General features: G+C 70.1%; 18 protein-coding genes and 5 pseudogenes. 16 read left to right on the top strand and 7 right to left on the bottom strand.

Translation table 11 applies throughout. The annotated features are described in order from the left end of the window. The 8 genes and pseudogenes from E2C06_RS41095 to E2C06_RS25175 form a co-directional block, all read left to right on the top strand. Positions 1-251: pseudogene (locus tag E2C06_RS41095) on the top strand (IS701 family transposase); the annotation flags it as partial. A gap of 202 nt (positions 252-453) precedes the next feature. Continuing rightward, positions 454-645, top strand: a pseudogene (locus E2C06_RS25215) (transposase); the annotation flags it as partial. A 96-nt stretch (positions 646-741) separates the two neighbouring features. Further along, a pseudogene (locus E2C06_RS25210) lies at positions 742-1,957 on the top strand (IS256 family transposase). 59 nt (positions 1,958-2,016) lie between these two features. Further along, positions 2,017-2,477: pseudogene (locus E2C06_RS40420) on the top strand (transposase); the annotation flags it as partial. A gap of 191 nt (positions 2,478-2,668) precedes the next feature. Next, positions 2,669-4,030 (top strand): LLM class flavin-dependent oxidoreductase, encoded by a 1,362-nt coding sequence (locus tag E2C06_RS25195; RefSeq protein ID WP_133291348.1) that lies wholly within the window; start codon positions 2,669-2,671, stop codon positions 4,028-4,030. Between the two features lie 1,392 nt (positions 4,031-5,422). After that, a pseudogene (locus E2C06_RS40890) lies at positions 5,423-6,185 on the top strand (SDR family oxidoreductase). 760 nt (positions 6,186-6,945) lie between these two features. Next, positions 6,946-7,860 (top strand): SMP-30/gluconolactonase/LRE family protein, encoded by a 915-nt coding sequence (locus tag E2C06_RS25180; RefSeq protein WP_206664686.1) that lies wholly within the window; start codon positions 6,946-6,948, stop codon positions 7,858-7,860. Between the two features lie 508 nt (positions 7,861-8,368). Continuing rightward, entirely contained in the window at positions 8,369-9,178 is an 810-nt protein-coding gene (locus E2C06_RS25175) for an SDR family NAD(P)-dependent oxidoreductase (RefSeq protein ID WP_133291347.1), read from the top strand. Here E2C06_RS25175 and E2C06_RS25170 read toward each other — a convergent pair whose 3' ends face one another. Beyond that, positions 9,179-10,615 carry an FAD/NAD(P)-binding protein gene (locus tag E2C06_RS25170; RefSeq protein ID WP_133291346.1) on the bottom strand — a complete coding sequence of 479 codons (1,437 nt, stop codon included), beginning with the start codon at positions 10,613-10,615 and terminating at the stop codon, positions 9,179-9,181. It lies immediately after the preceding gene. Positions 10,616-10,755: 140 nt separating this feature from the next. On the opposite strand from E2C06_RS25170, the gene E2C06_RS25165 reads away from it, so the two are divergent. Then, a complete protein-coding gene (locus tag E2C06_RS25165) occupies positions 10,756-11,205 on the top strand; it encodes a group III truncated hemoglobin (RefSeq protein WP_241671460.1) in 450 nt (149 codons plus the stop codon). A gap of 1 nt (position 11,206) precedes the next feature. On the opposite strand, the gene E2C06_RS25160 is transcribed toward E2C06_RS25165, so the two are convergent. Continuing rightward, the gene (locus E2C06_RS25160) at positions 11,207-12,457 is read right to left on the bottom strand and encodes an aminotransferase-like domain-containing protein (RefSeq protein WP_133291344.1); all 1,251 of its coding nucleotides are present in this window, start codon (positions 12,455-12,457) and stop codon (positions 11,207-11,209) included. A 252-nt stretch (positions 12,458-12,709) separates the two neighbouring features. On the opposite strand from E2C06_RS25160, the gene E2C06_RS25155 reads away from it, so the two are divergent. From E2C06_RS25155 to E2C06_RS25140, 4 genes are read left to right on the top strand one after another with little or no spacing between them, the layout of a single operon-like run. Then, entirely contained in the window at positions 12,710-13,903 is a 1,194-nt protein-coding gene (locus E2C06_RS25155; RefSeq protein ID WP_206664685.1) for an ABC transporter substrate-binding protein, read from the top strand. 24 nt (positions 13,904-13,927) lie between these two features. Continuing rightward, complete coding sequence (locus tag E2C06_RS25150) at positions 13,928-14,785, top strand: branched-chain amino acid ABC transporter permease (protein ID WP_133291343.1); 858 nt, start codon at positions 13,928-13,930, stop codon at positions 14,783-14,785. Beyond that, positions 14,785-16,587, top strand: coding sequence for a branched-chain amino acid ABC transporter ATP-binding protein/permease (locus E2C06_RS25145; protein ID WP_206664684.1), 1,803 nt, complete (start codon positions 14,785-14,787; stop codon positions 16,585-16,587). The genes E2C06_RS25150 and E2C06_RS25145 overlap by 1 nt, the downstream gene beginning before the upstream one ends. Further along, a complete protein-coding gene (locus E2C06_RS25140; protein WP_133291342.1) occupies positions 16,568-17,317 on the top strand; it encodes an ABC transporter ATP-binding protein in 750 nt (249 codons plus the stop codon). Before E2C06_RS25145 ends, E2C06_RS25140 begins: the two co-directional genes overlap by 20 nt. Positions 17,318-17,475: 158 nt before the next feature. Here the strand turns inward: E2C06_RS25140 and E2C06_RS25135 are convergent, their stop codons facing one another. Both E2C06_RS25135 and E2C06_RS25130 read right to left on the bottom strand, forming a co-directional pair. Continuing rightward, positions 17,476-18,324 carry an MBL fold metallo-hydrolase gene (locus tag E2C06_RS25135; protein WP_206664683.1) on the bottom strand — a complete coding sequence of 283 codons (849 nt, stop codon included), beginning with the start codon at positions 18,322-18,324 and terminating at the stop codon, positions 17,476-17,478. Positions 18,325-18,341: 17 nt separating this feature from the next. After that, complete coding sequence (locus E2C06_RS25130) at positions 18,342-19,514, bottom strand: serine hydrolase domain-containing protein (RefSeq protein WP_133291341.1); 1,173 nt, start codon at positions 19,512-19,514, stop codon at positions 18,342-18,344. 178 nt (positions 19,515-19,692) lie between these two features. On the opposite strand from E2C06_RS25130, the gene E2C06_RS25125 reads away from it, so the two are divergent. From E2C06_RS25125 to arfB, 3 genes are read left to right on the top strand one after another with little or no spacing between them, the layout of a single operon-like run. Continuing rightward, complete coding sequence (locus E2C06_RS25125) at positions 19,693-21,060, top strand: ethanolamine ammonia-lyase subunit EutB (protein WP_133291340.1); 1,368 nt, start codon at positions 19,693-19,695, stop codon at positions 21,058-21,060. Beyond that, positions 21,057-21,800 (top strand): ethanolamine ammonia-lyase subunit EutC, encoded by a 744-nt coding sequence (eutC, locus tag E2C06_RS25120; RefSeq protein WP_133291339.1) that lies wholly within the window; start codon positions 21,057-21,059, stop codon positions 21,798-21,800. Before E2C06_RS25125 ends, eutC begins: the two co-directional genes overlap by 4 nt. Beyond that, positions 21,797-22,222 (top strand): alternative ribosome rescue aminoacyl-tRNA hydrolase ArfB, encoded by a 426-nt coding sequence (arfB, locus tag E2C06_RS25115; protein ID WP_456305190.1) that lies wholly within the window; start codon positions 21,797-21,799, stop codon positions 22,220-22,222. The genes eutC and arfB overlap by 4 nt, the downstream gene beginning before the upstream one ends. Here the strand turns inward: arfB and E2C06_RS37895 are convergent. Genes E2C06_RS37895 through E2C06_RS25110 form a run of 3 tightly spaced genes read right to left on the bottom strand, consistent with a single transcriptional unit; the run spans position 22,188 to position 22,782 of the window. After that, a complete protein-coding gene (locus tag E2C06_RS37895; RefSeq protein ID WP_165982644.1) occupies positions 22,188-22,337 on the bottom strand; it encodes a hypothetical protein in 150 nt (49 codons plus the stop codon). The two genes, arfB and E2C06_RS37895, sit on opposite strands and share 35 nt — an antisense overlap. Before the next feature lies 1 nt (position 22,338). After that, a complete protein-coding gene (locus E2C06_RS37890; protein WP_165982643.1) occupies positions 22,339-22,476 on the bottom strand; it encodes a hypothetical protein in 138 nt (45 codons plus the stop codon). Between the two features lie 18 nt (positions 22,477-22,494). Then, positions 22,495-22,782, bottom strand: coding sequence for a hypothetical protein (locus tag E2C06_RS25110; RefSeq protein ID WP_133291338.1), 288 nt, complete (start codon positions 22,780-22,782; stop codon positions 22,495-22,497). Between the last annotated feature and the right edge of the window lie 117 nt (positions 22,783-22,899).

Genomic DNA, 22,899 nt, shown 5'->3' with positions numbered 1-22,899 from the left:
TCCGGCGCAGCCTCGCCGACGGCGAATGTGCCTGCTTCACCACCTGGTGCCCGGCCGGGGCCACGATCGAGACGTTGGCCACCGTCGAAGGGCAGCGCTGGGCCAGCGAGGGCGCTTTCGAGACGGCGAAGAACGAGCTCGGCCTCGACCACAACGAGACCAGGAGCTGGCACGGCTGGCATCGCCATGTCTCGCTGGTCATGCTGGCTTTCGCCATGCTGGCGTCCATCCAGCACAAAGCCAATGCGCCACCCCAAATACTCTGATCAACCTGACGCGGACGCGCCGGACCTCATCCGCTGGTCGGTCCAAGAAATCCGCCGCATCGCAATCCGCCCTGCGCAGCGGCAGATCCAGCCAGCCCACATCATCGCCTGGTCACTTTGGCGACGCGCGCACCAAGCCGCCGCACAACGCTCACACCTGAAACGCAAAATGCAGCTGTAATGCTAGCCCATCGTGGTGTTCGACGGTGAGGGTCGGCCCGTGGCCGCCATGCTTCGCCCCGCCCGGCGCCCGAAAGGTGCCGAGGTCCGCACTTTTCTGCGCCGGCTGGTGCGCGAGATCCGTGGCTACTGGCCTCGGGTCGAGATCCTGATCCGCGCCGACAGCCGCTATTGTGGGTCGTGCCCCTGGGCGTGGTGTAGGAGGCCGCCACCGTAACGGCGGCGGCCATCGTGATGGTCCTGGCTAGGGTTGGGTTGCTGAGACCGACACCCCCTGGACCATGGACCAGCCACGATGACCGACGAGACGATGGCCCTTCGGGGCCTTCTGGAGAAGTCCGCCGACGCGTCCTTCCTGCGCGAGATGATCGGCTTCGCCGCCGGGCGGCTGATGGAACTGGAGGTGGGCGAGTTGACCGGCGCCGCGCATGGCGGGCGCAGCCCCGACCGCCTGGTGCAGCGCAACGGCTACCGCGAGCGCGACTGGCAGACCCGGGCGGGAACCGTCGAACTGGTTGGACGCAGTGCGTCCAACCCTGAAGCTCCGGCGAGGTTCCTACTTCCCGGCCTTCCTCGAGCCCCGGCGAACGGCCGAGAAGGCGCTCACAGCCGTGATCCAGGAGGCCTACGTCCAGGGCATTTCGACGCGGTCGGTGGACGAACTGGTCCGCGCCATGGGCCTGGAGGGCGTCTCCAAGAGCCAGGTGTCGCGCCTCTGCGCCGAGATCGACGAACGCGTCCGCGACTTCCTCGCCCGGCCCATCGAGGGCGACTGGCCCCACCTCTGGCTCGACGCCACCTACGTCAAGGTCCGTGAAGCAGGCCGCGTCGTCCCCGTCGCCGTGACCATCGCGGTGGGTGTGAACGCCGACGGGCCGCGCGAGGTCCTCGGCATGGCGGTCGGCAGTTCCGAGGCGGAGCCCTTCTGGCTCGATTTCCTGCGTGCCCTGACCCGCCGTGGTCTGCGCGGCGTGAAGCTGGTCGTCTCCGACGCACACGAGGGCCTGAAGGCAGCGGTGACGAAGGTGCTGCGGGCCACCTGGCAAAGGTGCCGCGTGCATTTCGCCCGCAATGCCCTGGCCCATGCGGGCAAGGTCCAGCGCTGCATCGTCTCGGCCTGGATCGGAACGGCCTATGCAGAAGCCGATGCTGAAGGTGCCAAGCGGCGGTGGCGTACGGTGGTCGACCAACTCCGCCCCAAGTTGCCAAAGCTGGCCACGCTGATGGACAGCGCCGGGGAGGACGTGCTCGCCTACATGAGCTTTCCCACCGCGCACCGGTCGAAACTGCACTCGACGACTTCCATCGAGCGACTGAATGGCGAGATCAAGCGCAGGACGGATGTCGTCGGCATATTCCCGAACGAGGCGGCCGTCGTCAGGCTTGTCGGTGCCATCCTCCTCGAGCAGTCCGACGAGTGGGCCACCCAGCGCTCCCGCTACATGACGCTGGAGACCGTCGCCGTAGTCAGCGATACTGGCCACGTCAGGCTCTCGGCCGTGCCAGCCTGACGCGGCGGCCCAACCCGCCAGGAGCCAGCGCTCCTACACCACCGCCCGGGACATGACCCTATTGTGCTCCCGAGGTGCTGCACTTCTGCCGCGCCGAGCAGCTCGACTTCGTGCTCGGTGAGGCGTCGACTACCACGCTCCACAGGCACGTCGCGGCGCTTTAGCAGAGCACCGCCGCCCGGCACGCCGCCGTACCAGGCAGCAACAAGTCACGCCGCTACAAGGAGCTTTTTGCCGGTGCCGGAAGCTGGAGTCGGGTCGAGCGCATCATCGTCCGTGTTGAGGCTGGGCTGCAGTGCACCGACACGCGCTTCGTGGTCACCAACCTCGCCGGCGGCACACCACGGCGGATCTAAGAGGACCTGTACTGCGCGAGGGGACAGGCGAAAATCATCTGAAGGCCTGGAAGCGGCATTTCGCTGCCGATCGGACCTCATGTTGCCGCGCCACCGCCAACCAGTTTCGCCTGATGCTGCACACCGCTGCGTACTGGCTACTTTGGTCGCTTCGCAGTCTCATGAATTTTGCGGGTTAGCCGCTCACACCTGCTGGTAAACGTTCAGCGGGTGTTTGAGCGCTTGCTGGCCTCCATCCACGGCAGGTAAGTGCCGATCCGGCCCGTGGCCACCATCGTCATGTTTTTCCCTTCTGGCTGTAGCTCCGTTTGCGGCCACGACCTAGGCTGGACCGCAGGGAGAGGGAACCATCACCATGCCGCGCGAGATCCTGTTCAACGCTTTCGCAATGAATACGGCCGGACACCTCTCGCCCGGGCAGTGGCGCAACCCGCGCGACCGCAGCGGCGCCTACAACCGGCTGCGCACCTGGACTGACTTGGCCGTCACGCTGGAACGCGGACTGTTCGACGGCTTGTTCATTGCCGATGTGATCGGCGTCTACGACGTCTACGGCAGCGGTCCCGCCGGCGCGTTGCGCAACGCAGCGCAGTTGCCTATCAACGACCCGATGATGCTAGTCAGCGCTATGGCCCATGTCACGCAGCACCTGGGCTTCGGCGTGACGGCGAACCTGACCTGGACCTCGCCGTTCCTCCTCGCACGCGCCTTCTCCACGCTGGATCACCTGACCGAAGGCCGCATCGGCTGGAACATTGTCACCGGTTACCTGGACAGCGGCGCCCGTGCGCACGGCCTCAATGGCCTGATCGCGCATGACGACCGCTACGCCATGGCCGAGGAGTACATGGAGGTCTGCTACAAGCTGTGGGAGGGCAGCTGGGAGGATGGCGCCGCGGTGCGCGACCCAGCCACCGGCGTCTTCGCCGACCCAGCGCGCGTGCACACGATCAAGCATGAGGGCAAGCATTACCGGCTGGATGCGATCCATTCCTGCGAACCCTCGCCGCAGCGCACGCCACTGTTGTACCAGGCCGGCACCAGCGCCGCGGGGCGAGGCTTCGCGGCAAGGCATGCGGAGTGCGTCTTCGTCTCCGGCCCGAACGCCGAGGTCATCCAACGCCGCACGCAGGAGCTGCGCGCGGCCGTGGCCGAGGCCGGGCGCGACCCCGCCGACCTCAAGGTGTTCAGCCTGCTGACCGTGGTGGTGGCCGGCACGCATACCGAGGCCGAGGACCGCCACGCGGAGGCGCTGCGCTACGCGAGCCCAGAAGGTTCGCTGACGCTCATGGCGGGATGGACCGGCCTCGACCTTTCCGGTTACGCGCTGGATCAGGAGATCCGCTACATTGAGAAGGAAGGCTACCGCACGATGCTGGAGAACATCACGCGCGCCGACCCGGACCGGGCCTGGACCGTACGCGACGTCGCGGAGCATTGCGCCGTGGGCGCCATCGGCCCGGTGGTGGTGGGTGACGCCAAGGGCGCAGCCGATGCGGTGGAGGACTGGATGGAGCGGACCGGTGTCGACGGACTGAACCTGGCCTATGCCGTGCTGCCCGAGACGTTCGAGGCGATCGCCGACCACTTGGTGCCGGAGTTGCAACGGCGCGGGCGCTACAAGGACGCCTACACATCTGGCACGATGCGCGCGAAGCTGTACGGCCGGGACCGGCTGCAGGCGCCGCATCCAGCGGCAGGGTTCCGCGCGGGCTGATACGCCGAAGCGGCAGCATCTGTCATGAGGCGAAGTCGCGCGTGATCGCGTCACAGCCATGGGTGAGAACGAACGGACGATCGCGGCACCCCTCCTGACGCTGCTGCCGGAGGAGGCTGGGCAGCGTCGGCACGACCTCCGCGCGGTCGGCGATGCGCTGCCTTGGGTTGTGCGGGCCGGGGCGCCTTGGCGGCTGCTGCCGGGCGATGGGCGCAAATGTCTCCAGATGCGTTCCCAAGGGCGGTCGATGCTTCGAAATGCCGCTTCGGCGTCTACTGGCGGTGACGCGGGTGACAGGCAAAGGACCGTGCTGAAGCACTCGGCGACCTCGACTTTGCTCATCGGGTGAGCGCGCGTCGCAGTGCTTCCCCCTTCGTCAGTCTGCCGGCCAACGCGGTCCGGGGCATTGACGACCTGACGCGCGCGGCCATTCTCAACGCGGGCTACACCTTTTATAACGCCGCAAGGCTGGCGACCGGACGAGGCGGCGCGAACAGCAGCCAACCGCGAGTACCTCACTGTCGAGATCCCGACCGGACTGCGTTCGGTCGGGATCTCGACGTTCGTGCGGCTGGAACTGCGGCGCGCCCTGCCGGAGGATCGCGGCGTCGTCTAGATCATCTCGGTTCACTGCCGCAGGCAGTGGTGAACGCGTTTTATGCCGCGTTCCGGGCACTGCGCGTGGGCAACGCCGAGGTGGCGCGGCGCCCACTCGCGCCTCCGCTCTTTCCCGCCGGCGACAAAACAATGCTCGGGCGGCTCTCTGCCCTGCCGCCGCTGCCGCGGGCAGGCTTCGCCGTCTCGCTCAGGACGGGAGAGAAGAGCCGACAGGAGCACGACAGCGGGGGCAGGGCGGGTCCGGCTTCGGACTTCCGTTCTGAGCGGTCCGGCGCGGCCGCCTGGGGAACTTCTCGGAGATGGCACACAGAGGCTTCCTCATCCCATTCGCCGCCTTGGTCGGCATCGTCCGCCGGACTGGTGGCATCGCCCGCACAGCCGGACCAGTGCCACGGTGCGGAGGCCAGCGGCCAGCCTGGGTGTGGGCATATGCGCTTGAATACCGCGTCGATGTCATCGTCCGCACTCCGCGCGCGTGCCGGCTTCAACCACTGCGCGCGCAGGCGGCCGCGGTGTCAGCGATCGAGAACGCAATCGGCAGGCATCAGGGACGGGCCGCTCCTCTGCGCAAACGCGTCGGCGACATCGACCGACTTGCTTCCTCGGCGCGCCGAAACATTAGCAAGGAGGAGACCGGGGTGGTCGTGGCCAACTGCGCGGTCGCCCGCCGAGATCGCCGGAATCCGTGTTGGCTCAGCCCGGACGCGGCTGCCTTCCAACAGACATCGCATGGTCGGTGAGGTCGGGCCGGTGGCTTGATTGAGCGAGGACACCATGAACCCAATTCACGACTTCAAGGGCCGGGTCGCCCTCGTCACCGGTGCCTGTTCCGGCATGGGACTGGCGGTTGCCGAGGCCTTCGCCAAAGCGGGCGCGGCCGTCGTACTCGCAGACTTCAAGCAGGACGCGAAGGCGACCGTGCAGAGACTGGTCGCCGCCGGTCGGAAGGCGATCGCCGTCACCTGCGACGTCAGTGGCGACGCGCAGGTGGCAGCGATGGTGGACGCACCGTCGCCGAGTTCGGCCGGCTCGACGCCGCCTTCAACAACGCAGGCGTCATGGCCCGCATCGCTCCGACCGCCGAGAGCAGCCGCGAGGAATGGGACCGCCTTATCGGGGTCAACCTGCGCGGCGTCTGGAGTTGCATGAAGCACGAGTTGCAGCAGATGGCGCGCCAGGGCAGCGGCGCGATCGTCAACACGCCTATGCCGGCGCGCTGACCGGCAATCCTGGCATCGGCGCCTACATCGCCTCCAGGCACGGCGTGGTCGGTCTGACGCGGACGGCCGCGCTGGAAAACGTCAGGCAGGGCATCCGTGTGAATGCGGTGAACCCCGGCCCGATCGAAACCCAGGTCGCCCGCGATGTGGTCGCCGGCAACGAGCAGGCCTATGCCGCGGTAGCGAAGAACGTGCCCATCGGCCGCGTGGGCCGGCCCGACGAGATCGCCGCGACGGTGCTGTGGCCCTGCAGCCCGGGGGCGAGCTACGTCGTCGGCCAGGCTCTCACGGTCGACGGCGGGATGACGGTGCCCTGACCGCATGCCGGCGCCGTGCCGCAGCGCTCCTCTGCCCTGCCTCGCTTCGGTCGGACAGGCGTAGCAGGGCGGCGGGCCGGTTCCGGCGCTTGCCGGTGACGCGCGGCCCGGTGGTGATACCGCCATCCGGGCCCGGCCTTCGATCGGGCGGGGGACCTGCCCTTTCGCGACGTGTCATGCGCCACGCGGTCAGGGCGGGCGCTGCCGATGTTTCGGCACGCACCCGCCATAGGGCAGGACAAACCGGCATTGGCCTCGGCACCGGCGCCGCTCGACCTCGGCCGCCGTGCTCGAAGCCCGTTCGGCCCGACTGGACGCGAGCATCGCGCATGACCTTGCCCCACTGCGCGTGCTCGGCGGTGAGGAAGGAGCGGAACTCCTCCGGCGGCGAGCCCGCCGCGCATCGCCTTGACTGCGGCGACGATGTCCGCGACCGTCCGGCAGGATGCGCCCTTGGCCGCCAGCAGCACGGCAAGCCGGGACGCGGCCGTCGACACGAATCCGAAGTCGCGCAGCGGATCGTAGGCCACCTTCGGGCAGCCCCGGTGCGGTTCTCGACCGCCACGCGCTGCGGCAGGGTGTCGCAGACCACGCGACCGATCGGCGCCGGTCGTCCGCCGGGGCCGGCACTTTCTCGGCGCGCTCGGCGTCGGCGGGCCGCGGAGCCACGACAGGCCCGCCGCCCTGGTCACCGAAAAGGCCGCGCAGCTGTCACGCGGCCTCGGCGGCTGAAACCAGACACCCAACCGGAGACAAGGCATTGGAAACCGGATCCCCGCCCCGCCCGATCGACACGCGCCTGCATACCGAGATGCCGGCGGAGCTGCGCCGCCCGGTGGCCACCGAGTGGTCGCGCGCCAACAAACGCGGCTTGCCGGTGGACTGCTTCCTGGAAGGGCCCTGCTTCGACGCGGCGGGCAATCTCCACGTCACCGACATCCCGCATGGCCGGATCCTGCGCATCTCGCCCGAGGGGCGCTGGACACAGCTCGCCGAATACGATGGGGAGCCGAACGGACTGGCCCTGCATCCGGACGGCGCCCGCCTGTACGTCGCCGACTACAAGCAGGGCATCCTGGCGCTCGACATCGCCACGGGGCAGGTTGCGCCGGTACTTGCCCGGCGCAACAGCGAGCGCTTCAAGGGCCCGAACGACCTCGTATTCGCGCGCAACGGCGACCTCTATTTCACCGACCAGGGGCAGACCGGGCTGCACGACCCGACCGGGCGGGTGTACCGGCTGCGCCCGGGTGGCCAGCTCGACTGCCTGCTCGCCAATGGCCCGAGCCCGAACGGGCTGGCCCTCTCGCCGGAGGAGGAGGTGCTGTTCGTCGCAATGACGCGCGACAACGCGGTCTGGCGCCTGCCACTGCTGCCGGACGGGAGCACCGCCAAGGTTGGGCGCTTCGCGTCGTTCCACGGCACCAGCGGGCCGGATGGGATGGCGATGGACGCGGCGGGCAACTTGCTGGTGGCGCATGCCTCCCTGGGCAGCGTGTTCGTGCTCTCGCCGCAGGGCGAGCCGATCGCTCGGATCCGCTCCTGCCGCGGCGCGACCACGACCAACCTCGCCTTTGGGCCGGATGGCAGGACGGTGTTCGTCACGGAATCCGAGACGGGCGCGGTGCTCGCCGCGACTTGGTCGCCGAGGGAGCAAGCGCCGCGCGCCGTCTGACGCGGATGGGCCTGGGCCGGAGCCGATGACCCGCGGGCCGGACGCACCGGCTGCCCAGGGCAGATTGCGGGAGGGCGTGAATCGGCATTGCCCGCGCCCGCCTTGCGGTGCCGCAGGCCGACACCTCGTGATCGTCTGAGGCCGCCTCGGCAGCACCGAATCGGTCGCTAGGTTTCGTCTGAGGGAGTCGCCGCGCCGCTGCCGGCACAACCGACCGGCGGTACCCCGGTTAAGGCTGCCTCACGAGCGGACGAAGCCAAGGCGATTTGCGCCCTGACGGCCAAGCCTGCGCGGCACCGTCCGGCTCCGGGCCATGGTCCTGTTCGCCAACATGGCCGGCGCCGGCCTGTCCGATGCGAGCGGCCGTCGTGCCGAGCCCGGAGATCGAGGCCTGCGCGCGTTTCCGCGATCCGTTCAGCGCCAGCGACCGGGATCGCGTGGTGCCGGAACGGCCGGGAACGCCGCACCGCGCAGCGTGTTTGGACGGCCATTTTCGGAGGATCCCCGCATGCCCGAACCGCAGGCGACGAATACCGAAGCTCGGCCGCTCGCCGTCGTCACCGGCGCCTCCAGCGGCATCGGCCGTGAACTGGCGAAATGCTGCGCCCGTGACGGCTTCGACCTGGTCATCGCCGCCGATGAGCCCGCGATCGAGCAGGCAGCGTCCGAGTTGCGCAGCCTCGGTGCCGGGGTAGAGGCGGTGCAGGCCGACCTGGCGACGATGGAGGGCGTCGATCGCCTGGTCGCCGCGCTGCGCGGCCGGCCGGTGGCGGCGCTGCTGGCCAATGCCGGGCGCGGGCTCGGGCACGGCTTCCTCGACCAGGATTTCGCCGCGGTCCGGCACGTGATCGACACCAATATCACCGGCACGCTGCGACTGCTCCAGCAGGTCGGCCGCGGCATGCGCGACCGTGGCGAGGGACGCATCCTGATCACCGGCTCGATCGCCGGCTTCAGCCCGGGCACCTACCAGGCGGTCTACAACGCCTCGAAGGCCTTCCTCGACAGCTTTTCCTTTGCCTTGCGGCATGAGGTGAAGGACCGTGGCGTCACCGTCACCTGCCTGATGCCGGGCGCGACCGAGACCGAGTTCTTCGAGCGCGCCGAGATGCTGGACACCAAGATCGGCCAGTCGAAGAAGGACGACCCGGCGATGGTGGCCGAGACCGGGTACAAGGCGATGATGCGCGGCGATGGCGACGTGGTGACCGGCTGGCACAACAAGTTGCAGACCGCGATCGCCTCGATCACCCCTGCGGGCATGCTGGCGGAGCAGCACCGCAAGATGGCGGAGCCGGGCTCGGCCCCTGATCGCTGATCAGCGGGGCCGGACGAAGAAAGGCGTGTCCTGCAGCTCCGGCTCGGCGAAGGCCTCGAGCCGGCCGCGGATGGCGTCGATGTCCTCGGCGAAGAAGCGCGCGGCGATGCGGTGCGCCAGCCGTTCCGCCCCCGCCGAGACGCCCGGCACGTCCGAGGCGATGGCGCCCAGGCTGGCGAAGGCGGCATGGCTGAACAAGTGGATGCGGGACAGCACCGCATCCCTGGCCGAATCGCGCCCCTCCAGCTCGAACCCTTCCCCCAGCCAGGGGAAGCGGCCGAGCTCCGGCCTTTCCTGGTCCGGCGGCGGGGTGAAGCGATCGGCCCAGGTGGCGATGCGCGGCGCGAGCGGCGCCAACTCGGCGATGCCCGCTACATCCATGCCATAGCCAGTGCCGAGGATGAGGAAATCGGCCGTGGCAGCGCCGCCACCAAGCTCCAGCCGCACCTGCCCCGCGTCCCGCGCAGCGCCCAGCACCGGCGTGCCGAGATGAATGTGGAAGCCTGGGAGCCGAAGCGCGCGATGGATGGATTCGTGCGGCGGCGGCGATTGCAGGTCGTGCATGTAGCAGAGAATCCGCCACTTCTCCGCTGGCGGCAGCGTCGCCCAGCCCTCGAAGAAGCCGGGATGGGCGGAGCCGCGGCCCTTGTTCACCTGCGGCAGCGCGGCACGGCGGACATACATGTCGACCCGCGCCGCGCCGCGTTCCAGCGCGGTCGCGGCATTGTCCCAGGCGGTCGGGCCGCCGCCGATCACCGCGACGCGGCATCCGCGCAGCGCGGTGAAGTCGACCGGCCCGCCGCCATGCGCCGCGAGGTCCGGCAGCAGGCCGGGATCGATCCCCGGCGGCGCGGTAAAGCCGCCGGTGCCGCCGCGGCCGGTCGCCAGCACCAGGCGGCGGGTCAGCTGCACGCGCTCGGCGCCATCCTGCCGCAGCACCGCCGCCAGCACGCCGCCGCGCGGCTCCACCCGCAGCAGCTCCACCCCGTTCGCCGCGGGCAGGCGCAGCACGCGGCGGATCCAGCCGAGGTAGTCCTGCCAGTCGGCATTCGGGATCTTGTAAAGCCGCTCCCAGGCCGCGGCGCCGGATCGCGCCTCGAACCAGGCGCGGAAGGTGAGCGAGGGGATGCCGAGCGCGACTCCGGGCAGGTGCTTCGGCGAGCGCAGCGTCTCCATCCGCGCCGTCGTAACCCAGGGGCCTTCGCGGCCCGCCGGGGCGCGGTCCAGCATCAGGACGTTGCGCAGGCCCTTGAAGGTCAGGGCGGCGGTGGCGGCGATGCCGTACATGCCGGCGCCCACCACCAGCACGTCCAGCACCGGCTCGCCGTCCGGGCCGGTCGGCGGGGCGGTCCAGTTGGCCGGCGACCGCAGCAGCAGCTCGAGGTCATGGGCGACCCGGGCCTCGTGCGCCGAGAGGCCATCGACATGGTCCGGCATGGTCAGGTCTCCGGCACTCAGGCAGGGCTGCCAGCATCGGCCGGCCAGCGCGGAGCGCAAGCGGCGGCGATCGAGAATTCATAATCGCATTGCATATACCACTTATATCAGGCATGCTTCCCGGATACGGAGAATTTGCCTTGCATCCCATCCCGGAAACCGCCGACCGCCGCGCCGCGCTCGGCGCCGAGATCACCGCCCGCACCGGCCTGGATGCCGCCACGGTCGAGGCTGTCCTGCGCGCCTTCTACGGCGCGGCGCGGCAGGACCCGTTGCTGGGCCCGGCCTTCGCCGGCGTCGAGGACTGGGAGGCGCATATCGCCAACCTCGCCCGCTTCTGGAGCTCGGTCGCGCTGATGACCGGCGACTATCGCGGCCAGCCGATGCAGGCGCACCGGCCGCTGGCGCTGACCCCGGCGCATTTCGCCCGCTGGCTTGAGCTGTTCGAGGACACGGTGCGTGCCTGGCTGACGCCGGAGGGCGCCGAGCACATGCTGGAACGCGCCCGGCGGATCGCTCGCAGCCTGGAGATGGGGCTGATCCCGCTGAATCTCCCGGTGCGGCGGGTGCCGGTGGCCGAGCCCGCCTGAGTCAGCCGGCGTTGCGGATATTGCCGCTGCGCGCCGGGATGCCGGTCTGCTCGAAGCAGACCCGGGCAAAGGCGGCGACGCCCTCGCGGATCTCCTCCTTGCTAGGCAGCGCGAAGCAGAGCCGCAGCTGCGAACTGGCCGAGTCCGGCACCACCGCCCATTCCGGCCCTGGGTTGAAGGCGATGCCGCGCTCGGCCGCCGGCTTGACCAGCTTGCGGACGTCGACCTCGGGCGGGAGTTTGATCCAGAGAAAGATGCCGCCCTTCGGGACGAAGCATTCGGCGGCGCTGCCGAATTCGCGCTCCACCGCCTCGACCATCACGTCGAGCTTCTCCTTCAACACGCCGGACAGCGCCGCGACATGGTTGTCGAAGTTGCGGGAGAAGTATTCGGCCACCAGCATCTGCTCGACCGAGGCGCTGCCGGCATCGGTCTTCAGCGCGACCAGCCGCGACAGCACCGGCCAGGGCGCGACCGCATAGGCCGAGCGCAGGGCCGGAGCGAGGGTTTTCGAGAAGCTGCCGATATGGATCACCTGGCCCGGGTCCATGGCGTAGAGCGCGGGCGGCACGTCATGCCCGATCCCCTGGCCGGTCCAGATCAGGTCGGCATAGCACTCGTCCTCGAAAACCGGCACGCCATGCGCGCGGACCAGCTTGAGGAGCTGTTCCCGGCGCTCCAGCGACAGGATGGAGCCGGTCGGGTTCTGGATGGTCGGGATGGTGTAGATGTATTTCGGCGTGACGCCCTTCGCCTTCAGCGCATCCAGCGCGTTCGACAGCGTGTCGATCCGGATGCCCTCGGCGTCCAGCGGCATCGGCACGGGCTCGACGCCGAGGGTGCGGACGCGGGAGATGGCACCGCCATAGGACAGCTCCTCGAACAGGACGGTGTCGCCGGCTTCCAGCAGCAGGCTGTTCACCAAGTCCAGGCCCTGCAGCGAGCCCGAGGTCAGCAGCACCTCATCCCGCGTCACCTCGATGCCGCGATGGCGGCGCACCTTGTCCACCACCAGGTCGCGCATGCCGCGATGGCCGAGCGGGCCGTGGCCGAGGTTGTAGAGCGAGAGGCTCGCGCCCTCCCGCCGGAGCGCCGCCGCGGCGCAATCCGCCAGCGCCTCGACCGGCAGCATGGTCGGGTCGTTGTGGCCGCCGATGAAGTTGTATTTCGGGAAGCCGGTGAAACGCGGCGCCGCGGCGGGCACCCCGCGGCGGAACAGGCGCTCGTAGTCGGGTCCGGTCGTGGTGGACATGGCGGCGATGGTCCCTGGACGGTTCCTTGGGGGCGGCGGGCGCCCCGGTCGCGGCACTCTGCCGCCGCATCCGCAGCACGGCAATCCTGCTGCGGCAGCGGCGGCGTGATCCATGCCGCGCCACGTTGACATCGCCTGCCGTCCCCGCAGGATGGGCGCAGCACGCCGCCGCGGCCTGACCGCGCGACTGATCGCCCAAGACCCTGCCGCACCCGGCCAACCGGGCCGGCCCCTGGAGGAACAGGAATGTCCATGATGATCACACGCCGGGGCCTGGCCCTTGGCGGCACGGGGCTTGTTGCCGCGAGCAGCTTCGGCCTCGCCAGCCCTGCCCTCGCCCAGACCGACCCGATCCGCATCGGCTGGCTCGCCGCCATGACCGGGCCGAGCAGCGCGCCAGCGATCGGCTTCAACCGGGGCGTGCTCTTCGCCGCGGAGGCGATCAACGCGTCCGGCGGCGTGAAGGGCCGCAAGGTGGAGATCATCACCCGTGACACCCAGGGCGACCCCACCAAGGCGGTGAACGCGACGCAGGAGATGATCAGCCAGCTGAAGGTGCATGCCATCTGGGGCCCGACCAATTCAGGCGAGAGCCTGGCGACCACCGCCATCATGGCCCGCGGCAAGATGCCGAACATCCACCCCTGCGTGGTGGACAGCCTGATCGACACCAAGAAGTACCCGAACGCCTTCCGCATCGCCCCCAGCAACACCCAGTGGGACGATGCGGTGCGGGGCTACACCCTGAACATCGCCAAGGTGAAGAAGGTGGCCGTGGTGGGCGATACCACCGGCTATGGCGTCACCGCCGCCAACGCCTCCGCCGCCAATATCCAGAAGGCCGGTGCCGAGGTGGTCTACAAGGCCAATATCGACGCGACCCAGCCGGACATGACGCCCGACATGCTGCGCGCCCGCAACGCGGGGGCGGAAGCGATCGTGATCTGGTCGGTCTCCACCGGCATGATTGCCCGCCTGCTGAACACCCGCGCCAAGATGGGCTGGGACGTGCCCTTCATCGGCCACCCCGCGCTGTCCTCGGGCGAGATTGCCTCGCTGCTCGACAAGCCGGACAACTGGAAGAAGGTTTATTGCATCGGCTACCGCAGCTGCAGCTACGGCGCCGACGGCAAGCTGCCGGACCGCACCGAATCCCTGGTGCAGAAGATGTCCGGCAAGGTGGCGCTGAACGACACGCTGATGTGGTGGGTCGCCTGCGGCGTCGATGCGGTGGAGATGATCGCGGAAGCCGTCGCCGCCACCGGCAGCACCTCGAACGAGGCGATCATCGGCTACTGGAACACGCTGAAGGCGCGGCCCGGCTACTACGGCAATTTCAGCTTCACGCCGGATGAGCACAACGGCTACCCGGTCGGCGATGTCATCATGTCCGACGCCAGCTCGGGCAGGAACGGCACCTTCGCCCTCGCCCCGGGCTACGGCTGAGCCAGGGGACGCGGAGGTTCGCCGATGCTGGCTTCCATCCTGGCCTCGGGCCTGGCCGTCGGCGCGATCTATGCGCTGATCGGCATCACCTATAACACGATGTTCGCGACCTCCCGCGTCATGAGCTTCACCGCCGGGCAGCTCGGCATGCTCGGCGGCGTCTTCGGCTCCCTCTTCATGCTGCGGCTCGGCCTGCCGCTGCTGCCGGCCCTGGTTCTGACGCTCGCGGCCTGCGCCTTGCTGGGCGTGATCACCGAATACGTCGCGGTGCGGCCGGTGCTGAAAAGCCTCGACCAGCATCTGTACGTGCTATCCACCCTGGCGCTCGCGCTGATGGTGCAGCAGACCGCGGCGATCCTCTGGAGCACCGAACCGCAGCCCTTCCCGCGCCTGGTCGGGCTCGGCGAGGGCGTCTGGGACGAGAAGTACTGGCTGCCGGTCGCCGCCTGCGCCGCGACCATCCTCAGCCTCGAATTCCTCTATCGCCGGACGCTGGTCGGCCGCGCCTTCCTGGCGGTGGCGGAGGACAACTTCGCCGCCCGCGCGCTCGGCCTGCCGGAGCGCAACCTGCGCATCGCCAGCTATGCGCTGGCGGGCGCCATCGGCGCGCTGGCGGGCTTCGCCGGCGGGCAGCTCCTGCTGGCCTTCTTCGCCAACGGCGCGCTGCTGAACTTCTACGGCTTCGTCCCGGTGGCGCTCGGCGGCCTCGGCAACAACCGCGGCGCGGTGATCGGCGGCATCCTGCTCGGGCTGTTCCAGCAGGCGGCGAACTTCATGGTGGGCGGCATCTTCTCCTCAGTCGCCGTCTTCGCGCTGTTCATCATCGTGCTGCTCGCCGCGCCGCAGGGCATGTTCGGCGCGCCTGCGGCGCGGAGGGTCTGATGGCAATCGTCAAGGACATGGCGGCAGCGCCGCCCATCGCATTGCCCACGGCGAGTCCCTTCGCCGCGCTCTGGCCCTTCGCCGCGCTGCTCGGCCTCGCCGTGCTGCTGCCGCTGACGGGCAACGAGTACTGGGCGCTGATCGCGACGCGCGCCTGCATCTACTGGGTGCTGGTCTCCGGCCTCAACCTCATCGTCGGCTATGCCGGTCAGCTTGCCATCGGCTATGTCGCGCTGCTGACCATCGGCGCCTACACCACCGCCGTACTGGCAGCGGGCAACCTGTTCGAGCCACTGCATCCCTTCCTCGCGCTCACCATCGCTGCCCTGACGGGCGCGGTGTTCGGCGTGGTCGTCGGCCTTCCGGCGCTCAGGCTGCGGACCTTCTACTTCGCCATGACGACGCTCGGCTTTGCCACGATCGTCACGCAAGTGGCGTTGGCCTGGCAGGACGTGACGGGGGGCGGCATCGGCATCGTCGGGCCAACCATGCCGGCACCGCTCGATACCGCCTGGGGCTTCTACTATGCCTGTTTGGCGGTCGCCGCCGTGTGCACCTGGATCACCGGCAACATCGCCCGCAGCCGCTTCGGCCGAGCCCTGGTCACGGTGCGGGATGCCGAAGTGGCAGCCGAGGCCAGCGGCATCGCCAAGCCGCGGCTGCTGATCTGGGTATTCATCCTGGCCGGGGCGCTGGCCGCCTTCGCCGGCGGACTCTTCGCCACGCTGCAGACCTACATCACGCCCGACGCCTTCACCTTCGACCTGTCCCTGCTGTTCTTCATCGCGGTGCTGATCGGCGGGCGGGGCTCGATCCTCGGGCCGCTGCTCGGCACCCTGCTGCTGACCCTGCTGCCGGAGGTCGCGGCGCCGCTCGCGGCATGGTCCACCTTCCTCTATGCCGCGCTGCTGCTGGTCATCGTGCTGGCGATCCCAGGCGGCATCGCCGCACTGATCGACCCACGCAACCGCCGCGCCTTGCCGGACAACCGCGCGGTGATCCCGCGGCCGGAGCTGCTGCCGGCGCTGCTCGGCCAGCAGCCGCCGCATGCCGGCCTGGCGCTGCGGAACATCGTGCTGGCCTTCGGTGGGGTGCGAGCGATCGACGGGCTCGACCTCGACCTGCGGCCGGGCGAGGTGCATGGGCTGATCGGCCCAAACGGCAGCGGCAAGACGACGACGCTGAACGTCATCTCCGGCTATTACCGGCCGGAAACCGGGGAGATGACCTGCGACGCCGCGCCGCTGCCAGCCGGCGACGCGGTGGGGCGGGCGGCGCGCGGCATCGCCCGCACCTTCCAGACCCCGCGCGTGGTGGGCGAGGCCTCGGTGCTCGAGAACGTCATGGTCGGCGCCATGATCGAGGGCCGCGCCGGCTTCCTTGAGGCGCTGCTGTCACTGCCGCGGCAGCGGCGGGAGGAGCGGGAGACCACCGCCCGCGCCCACCAGGCGCTGGCCGCCGTCGGGCTCGGCGCGCTGGCCGACGTGCGGGCCGACCGGCTGCAGCACAGCGAACTGCGCTTCATGGAGATCGCCCGGGCGCTGATGCTGCGCCCGGCCTTCCTGATGCTCGACGAGCCCGCCGCCGGCCTTTCGACCGACGAGATCAAGCGGCTGGACCAGCTGATCCGCGCGGTCGGCCGGCAGGGCACCGGCGTGCTGCTGGTCGAGCACCATGCCGACCTGATCTTCGAGATCTGCGACCGCATCACCGTTCTCAACCTCGGCAAGGTGCTGGCCGCCGGCACGCCGGACGAGATCCGCACCCACAAGGAGGTCGTCAGTGCCTATCTCGGCGGGTGAACCACTCCTGAGCGTCGACGGCCTGCAGGCCGGCTACGGCAAGATTGCCGTCCTGCATGGCGTGTCGCTGCGCATCGCGGCGGGCGAGGTCGTCGCGCTGCTCGGCCCGAACGGCGCCGGCAAGACCACGCTGCTGCGCGCCATGTCGGGCCTGCTGCCGCTGGCCGCCGGCACGCTGCGCTTCGCCGGGCAGGACATGCGCGGCGCCGGGCCGCGGGAAGCCGCGCGCGCCGGCCTGGTGCACGTCATCGAGGGGCACCGGGTCTTCACCCAGATCTCGGTCGCCGACAACCTGCTGCTGGCCGGCTACGACCTGCCGCGGAGCGAACGGGCGCAGCGGATCGAGGAGGCGCTGGAATACTTCCCCGAGATCGCGGCGAAGCGGCAGGATCGCGGCGGCGCGCTCAGCGGCGGGCAGCAGCAGATGCTGGTGGTGGCGCAGGGGCTGGTGCGGCGGCCGCGGCTGATCATGCTGGACGAGCCCTCGGCCGGGCTCTCGCCGGTGCTGGTGGACCGCGTGCTGGGCGTGGTCAGCGCCCTGCGAGCCAAGGGCACGTCCGTGCTGCTGGTCGAGCAGCTGATCGAGAAAGCGCTGGCCGTCTCCGACCGGGTCTATGCCATGGTCCAGGGGAACATCGCGCTGGAGGCGCAGGCGGACGAGCCGCACCTGCCGCACCGGCTCGAGCGGACATATTTCGGCGGCGAGTCGCCGATGCACGTCCACGCCTGAGGAAGATTGGGGAGGGAAACGTATTCCCTCCCCAAGACCCGCCCTTCCTTTTTGTGAGTTTGGCAGCCACCGCGTGGCGAGTGCCACACCCACGGAAACAGAGAAGGGTCCAGGGAAGGTACTTCCTCCCTGGCCTTACATTCCTCGATCCGCCCCGCCTACCAGCAGACCAATAGCCGGTAGCCCTCCCCGTCGCGGGTGACGCGGCCGGCGCTTGGCCCGGCGAAATGCGTGCCGATGACCAGCACGGGCTTCCCGGCCAGCCCGCCGAAAACCGCATGCCGCGTCGCCACGGCCTGCTCCGGGTCGCTGTCGGCGGTCGAGCTCCATTGCGGCCGCGCCAGCTGGCAGGGGTGGTGGGCGATGTCGCCGGTGATCAGCGCCTCCTCCCCCTCGGAGGAAATCAGCACGCTGACATGTCCCGGCGTATGGCCGAAGCTCGGCACCAGCCGCACTTCGGGGCAGAGCTGGTGGTCAGCCTCGACCAGCTCGGCGAGCCCGGCTTCGACGATCGGCTGCACGCTGTCGGCGAAGACCGCACGTTGCGGTTCCTCACCCGATTCCGGGTTCGACCAGAAGGCAAATTCCCGCGCTCCGAAGACGTAGCGCGCCTTCGGGAAGGTCGGCACCCAGCGTCCGTCCTGCAGCCGCGTGTTCCAGCCGACATGATCCACGTGCAGGTGGGTGCAGAGCACGGTGTCGATGCTCTCGACCGGGTAGCCCGCCGCGGCCAGGTCCTCAAGGAAGGTGCCCTGCCGCGCATTCCAATGCGGGATGCGGCGGCCCTGCTTGTCGTTGCCGAGGCAGGTGTCGACCAGGATGCGCCGATCCGGCGTCTCGATGATCAGCGCGTGGATGCTCATCCGAAGCTTGCCGGATTCGTCGGCGAAATGCGGCACCAGCCAATCGATCTCCCGCACGGCCTCCGGCGTCGCCTGCGGCAGCAGGAAGCGGCTGCCGCCGGCCATCTCCAATTCCACCACCTTGGTGACGGTGACTTTGCCCATGGTCCACCGCATCGGCATCAGTCCGCGATCGCCGCATAGACAAGGTTGCGGATCAGATTGCGGTAGTGTTCGCGCTGCCCGACGCCCTGCATCATGAAGACCGCGGTCAGCCGCTCCGCCGGGTCGATCCAGAAGAAGGTGCCGGCCATGCCGCTCCAGAAGAAGCTGCCGACCGAGCCGGGCGCGGTGGCGACGCCGCGGTCCTTCCGCACGGCGAAGCCCAGGCCGAAGCCATGGCCGAGCGGCAGGATGTCGCCGGCCCCCGGGATGCCGCCCAGGTGGTCGCTGGTCATCAGTTCCACCGTCTTGCGCGAGAGCAGCCGCGTGCCCTGGTACTGCCCGCCATCCGCCAGCATCTGCGCGAAGCGCAGGTAGTCCGCGGCGGTGCCGACCATGCCGCCGCCGCCGGATTCGAAGCGCGGCGGCTCGCGTACCTCCAGCAGAGTCATCGCGGCCTGGCCGGTATCCGGATCCGTGGCGAGGCCCTCGGCCAGTCGCCCCTGCTGCGCCGGCGGGACATGGAAGCCGGTATCCACCATGCCGAGCGGGCCGCAGATCCGTGCCTGCAGGAACTCGCCCAGCGATTGCCCGGACACCACCTCGATCAGACGACCCAGCACGTCGGTCGAGCGGCTGTAGTCCCAGCGCGTGCCGGGCTGGTGCAGCAACGGCAGGCGGCCAAGCGCCGCCACCTGGTCGGCATTGGTCTGGTCGCGCCGGGCGATCCCGGCCGCGGCATAGGCCTGGTGCACCGGGCCATTGCCTCGGAACTCATAGGTGAGGCCGGAGGTATGCCGCAGCAGGTCCTGGATGGTGATGGGCATGGCCGCCGGCACCGTCCCGCTGCCCGCCGCCACCTGCATCTCGCGGAGGTCCGGCAAATACTTGCCGATCGGCTCGCCCAGCAGCAGCCGGCCTTCCTCCAGCAGCATCATGACCCCGACCGAGACCAGCGGCTTGGTCATGGAATAGATGCGGAAGATCGTATCGGTCCGCATCGGCGCGCCGCCGGCGGGGTCGCGCCGGCCATGGGCTTCCTGCCAGGCAACCTGGCCCCGCCGCGCCACCAGCACCACGGCGCCCGGCAGGTGACCGGCGGCGATGCGCTCGTCGAGCACCGCGCCCATGGCCCGCAGCCGCGCGGTGGAGAGCCCCACCTCCTCAGGCCGGGCGGTCGGCATCGCGGTCATGCGGCGGGTCCTGCGGCCGGGGGGCGGAACAGCATGCGGGATTCCTCCGAAAGGGCGGCCCCTGCCCGGGCCTTGCGCCCAGGCTGGTCCGCCTCGGCCGGCAGCGTCAAGCGGCGGAGACTGCCGGAACGGCCGCATCCCGTGCTACTGAACCCGCTACCCCGGATGGAGCGGATGGATGGGCTTCGCGCAGGTGGTGGGCGGCACGCGCCATGTCTTCCCGGACCTGCGGACCCTGCTGGCGCGGGCGACGCCGCTGCGCTCGGGCGACGTGCTGGCCGGCGTCGCGGCGGACAGCGCGCAGCAGCGCGTCGCGGCGCAGCGGGCGCTCGCCGACCTGCCGCTGGCGCATTTCCTGGATGAGGCGGTAATCCCCTACGAGGCCGACGAGGTCACCCGGCTGATCCTCGACCGGCACGACGCCGCGGCCTTCGCCCCGGTGCGGCACCTGACGGTCGGCGGCTTCCGCGACTGGCTGCTGGCCGTGCCGGGCGATCTCGCGCCCCTCGCCCCCGGCCTGACGCCGGAGATGGTGGCCGCCGTCAGCAAGATCTGCCGGCTGCAGGACCTGGTGGCGATCGCCGCGAAATGCCGCGTCACGACCCGTTTCCGCAACACGCTCGGCCTGCCCGGGCGGCTCTCGATCCGGCTGCAGCCGAACGACCCGGTGGACGACCCGCGCGGCGTGGCGGCGGCGATCCTCGACGGGCTGCTGCTCGGCGCCGGCGATGCCGTCATCGGCGTCAACCCCGCCAGCGACAACATCGACACGACCATGCGCGTGCTGGACCTGCTGGACGCGGTGCGCGAGCGCTACGCCATCCCGACGCAGTCCTGCGTGCTGGCGCATGTCACCACCAGCCTGCTGGCGATCGAGCGCGGCGCGCCGGTCGACCTCGTCTTCCAGTCGATCGGCGGGACCGAGGGAGTGAACCGCAGCTTCGGCGTCTCGCTCACCCTGCTGCGGGAGGCGCGGGAAGCGGCGCTGGCCCTGCGGCGCGGCACCATCGGCGACAACGTCATGTACTTCGAGACCGGCCAGGGCAGCGCGCTCAGCGCCGATGCCCATCAGGGCTGCGACCAGCAGACGATCGAAGCCCGCGCCTATGCCGTGGCGCGGGAATTCTCGCCCCTGCTGGTGAATTCCGTGGTCGGCTTCATCGGCCCCGAATATCTCTTCGACGGCAAGCAGATCACCCGTGCCGGCCTTGAGGACCATTTCTGCGGCAAGCTGCTCGGCCTGCCGATGGGGGTCGATGTCTGCTACACAAACCATGCCGAGGCCGACCAGGACGACATGGACGGGCTGCTGACGTTGCTCGGCGTCGCCGGCGTCACCTACGTCATGGGCGTGCCGGGCGCAGACGACGTGATGCTGGCCTACCAGTCCACTTCCTTCCATGACGGGCTCTACCTGCGCGCCGCGCTCGGCCGCCGCCCGGCGCCGGAATTCGAGGCCTGGATGGAGACGATGGGAATCGAGGCGGCGAGCGGCGCCGGCGAGCTGCCCGGCCGCCTGGCGCCGGCGCTGGTCGGGCTGGCATGAGCGCGCCGACCCGCTGGACCGAGCTGCGCCGCTTCACCGCGGCGCGCGTCGCCCTCGGCCGCGCCGGGAATGGCCTGCCGACCGCGGCGCACCTGGATTTCCAGGAAGCCCATGCGCAGGCGCGGGACGCGGTGCATTCCAGCCTTGATGCCGGGGCGCTGGAGGCGGCGCTGGCGACGCTCGGCCTGCCGGTGGTGCGCGTCGCCAGCCAGGCGCTGGACCGCCGCGCCTACCTGCTGCGCCCCGATCTCGGCCGAAGGTTGCGCGTGGCGGACCGCGACCGGCTGCCGGCCGCGCCCGGCGCCCTCCTGTTCGTGGTGGCCGATGGGCTCTGCGCCACCGGCGTGCAGGCCCAGGCCCCGGCGCTGATCGCCGCGGCCATCCCTCTGCTGCGCCGGACTGGGCTGGAGATCGCCCCGGTCGTGGTCGCCGACCAGGCCCGCGTCGCGCTGGGCGACGAGATCGGCGGTGCCATGGGCGCGGCCATGGTGGCCATGCTGATCGGCGAGAGGCCGGGCCTGACCGCGCTCGACAGCCTCGGCGCCTATCTCACCTGGGATCCGCGGCCGGGGCGGACCGATGCGGAGCGCAACTGCATCTCCAACATCCGGCCGGGCGGGCTTTCGCCGGCCCAGGCGGCGGAGAAGCTGGCCTGGCTGGCCGGCGCGGCGCGGCGGTTGGGCGAGACCGGCGTGGCGCTGAAGGACGAGCAGCCCGCCGGGGTCATGCTGCCGCCATGATGATCCGGGTGACGCCGCGCATCAGCATCGAGGACTCGGAGTTGCAGGAGGACTTCCTGCGTGCGTCCGGCGCCGGTGGGCAGAACATCCAGAAAGTCGAAACCGCCGTCCAGCTCCGCTTCGACGTCGCCCATAGTCCCAACCTGCCGGAGCCAGTGCGGCAGCGGCTGCTGCGGCTCGGCGGGCGGCGAATCACCGGGGAGGGCGTGCTGGTGATCACCGCTCAGCGCCACCGCACCCAGGCCCGCAACCGCGAGGACGCGCTGGAACGCCTGCTGGAGCTGATCCGGGAGGCCGCGGCGCCGCCGCCCCCGCCCCGCCGACCGACCAAGCCGACGCTCGGGTCAAAGACCCGCCGGCTGGAGGGGAAGGCGAAGCGCGGCGACGTCAAGCGGATGCGCGGGCGGCCCGACCAGGATTAGTCCGGGCGAGCTCGGCCGTCGCGCGGTCGGCGGCAAGCACCGCGGCGGCGGCGATCCGCCCCCAGCGCCGCTGGTAGCGCCGCCGGCCGAACAGCAGCCGCAGGAAACGGCCCAACTCAGGCCTCCCGCGCCGGCTTGCGCGGCGGGCTCGGCGGCTGGGAAAAGGGGGAGACGCTGCCGGCCGCCGCCGGCTTCCTGGCGCTGGCCTTCGGCTTCTTGATCTCGCGGGTGCTGCGTTTCTGGCCCTTGGCCATGCCGATCTCCTGGGTCTGTCAGGTCTGCGGAAGGATGGGCGGCGAGCCGGCCAGGGCCTGCTCGGCCGCGACCGCCGCTTCGAGGTCGGCCAGATCCACCGGGATCACCTGGCGACACTGGCCGCCCGAGGTCGGCTCCCGCGTCAGGGTGGTGGCGACCCGGCGATAGGCGGTGAAGGAGAGTCCGTCGACCAACTCCTCCTCCGTCTCCAACGCATAGGTGCCGGCGGGATGGGGGTCCTTCCAGCCGCGCAGGCGGAAGGGACGGCTGAAGACCAAGTCCTCGCGGCGTATCCGGCTGTTCACGGCGGAGTCCTTAAGTTCGGGGCGACCGCGGGAACTTGCGGCTTTACTGATGCTGGTCTGGAGCCGTGAAAAGGTGGCCCTGGCGGATCACCATTGCATCGGGCCAGGGCCAATAAT

It is taken from the genome of Dankookia rubra (assembly GCF_004355005.1).
GTDB classification, from domain to species: Bacteria; Pseudomonadota; Alphaproteobacteria; order Acetobacterales; family Acetobacteraceae; genus Paracraurococcus; species Paracraurococcus ruber_A.
Note: the sequence above shows the minus strand (reverse complement) of the source record. Positions and strands in the feature narration are given on the sequence as shown.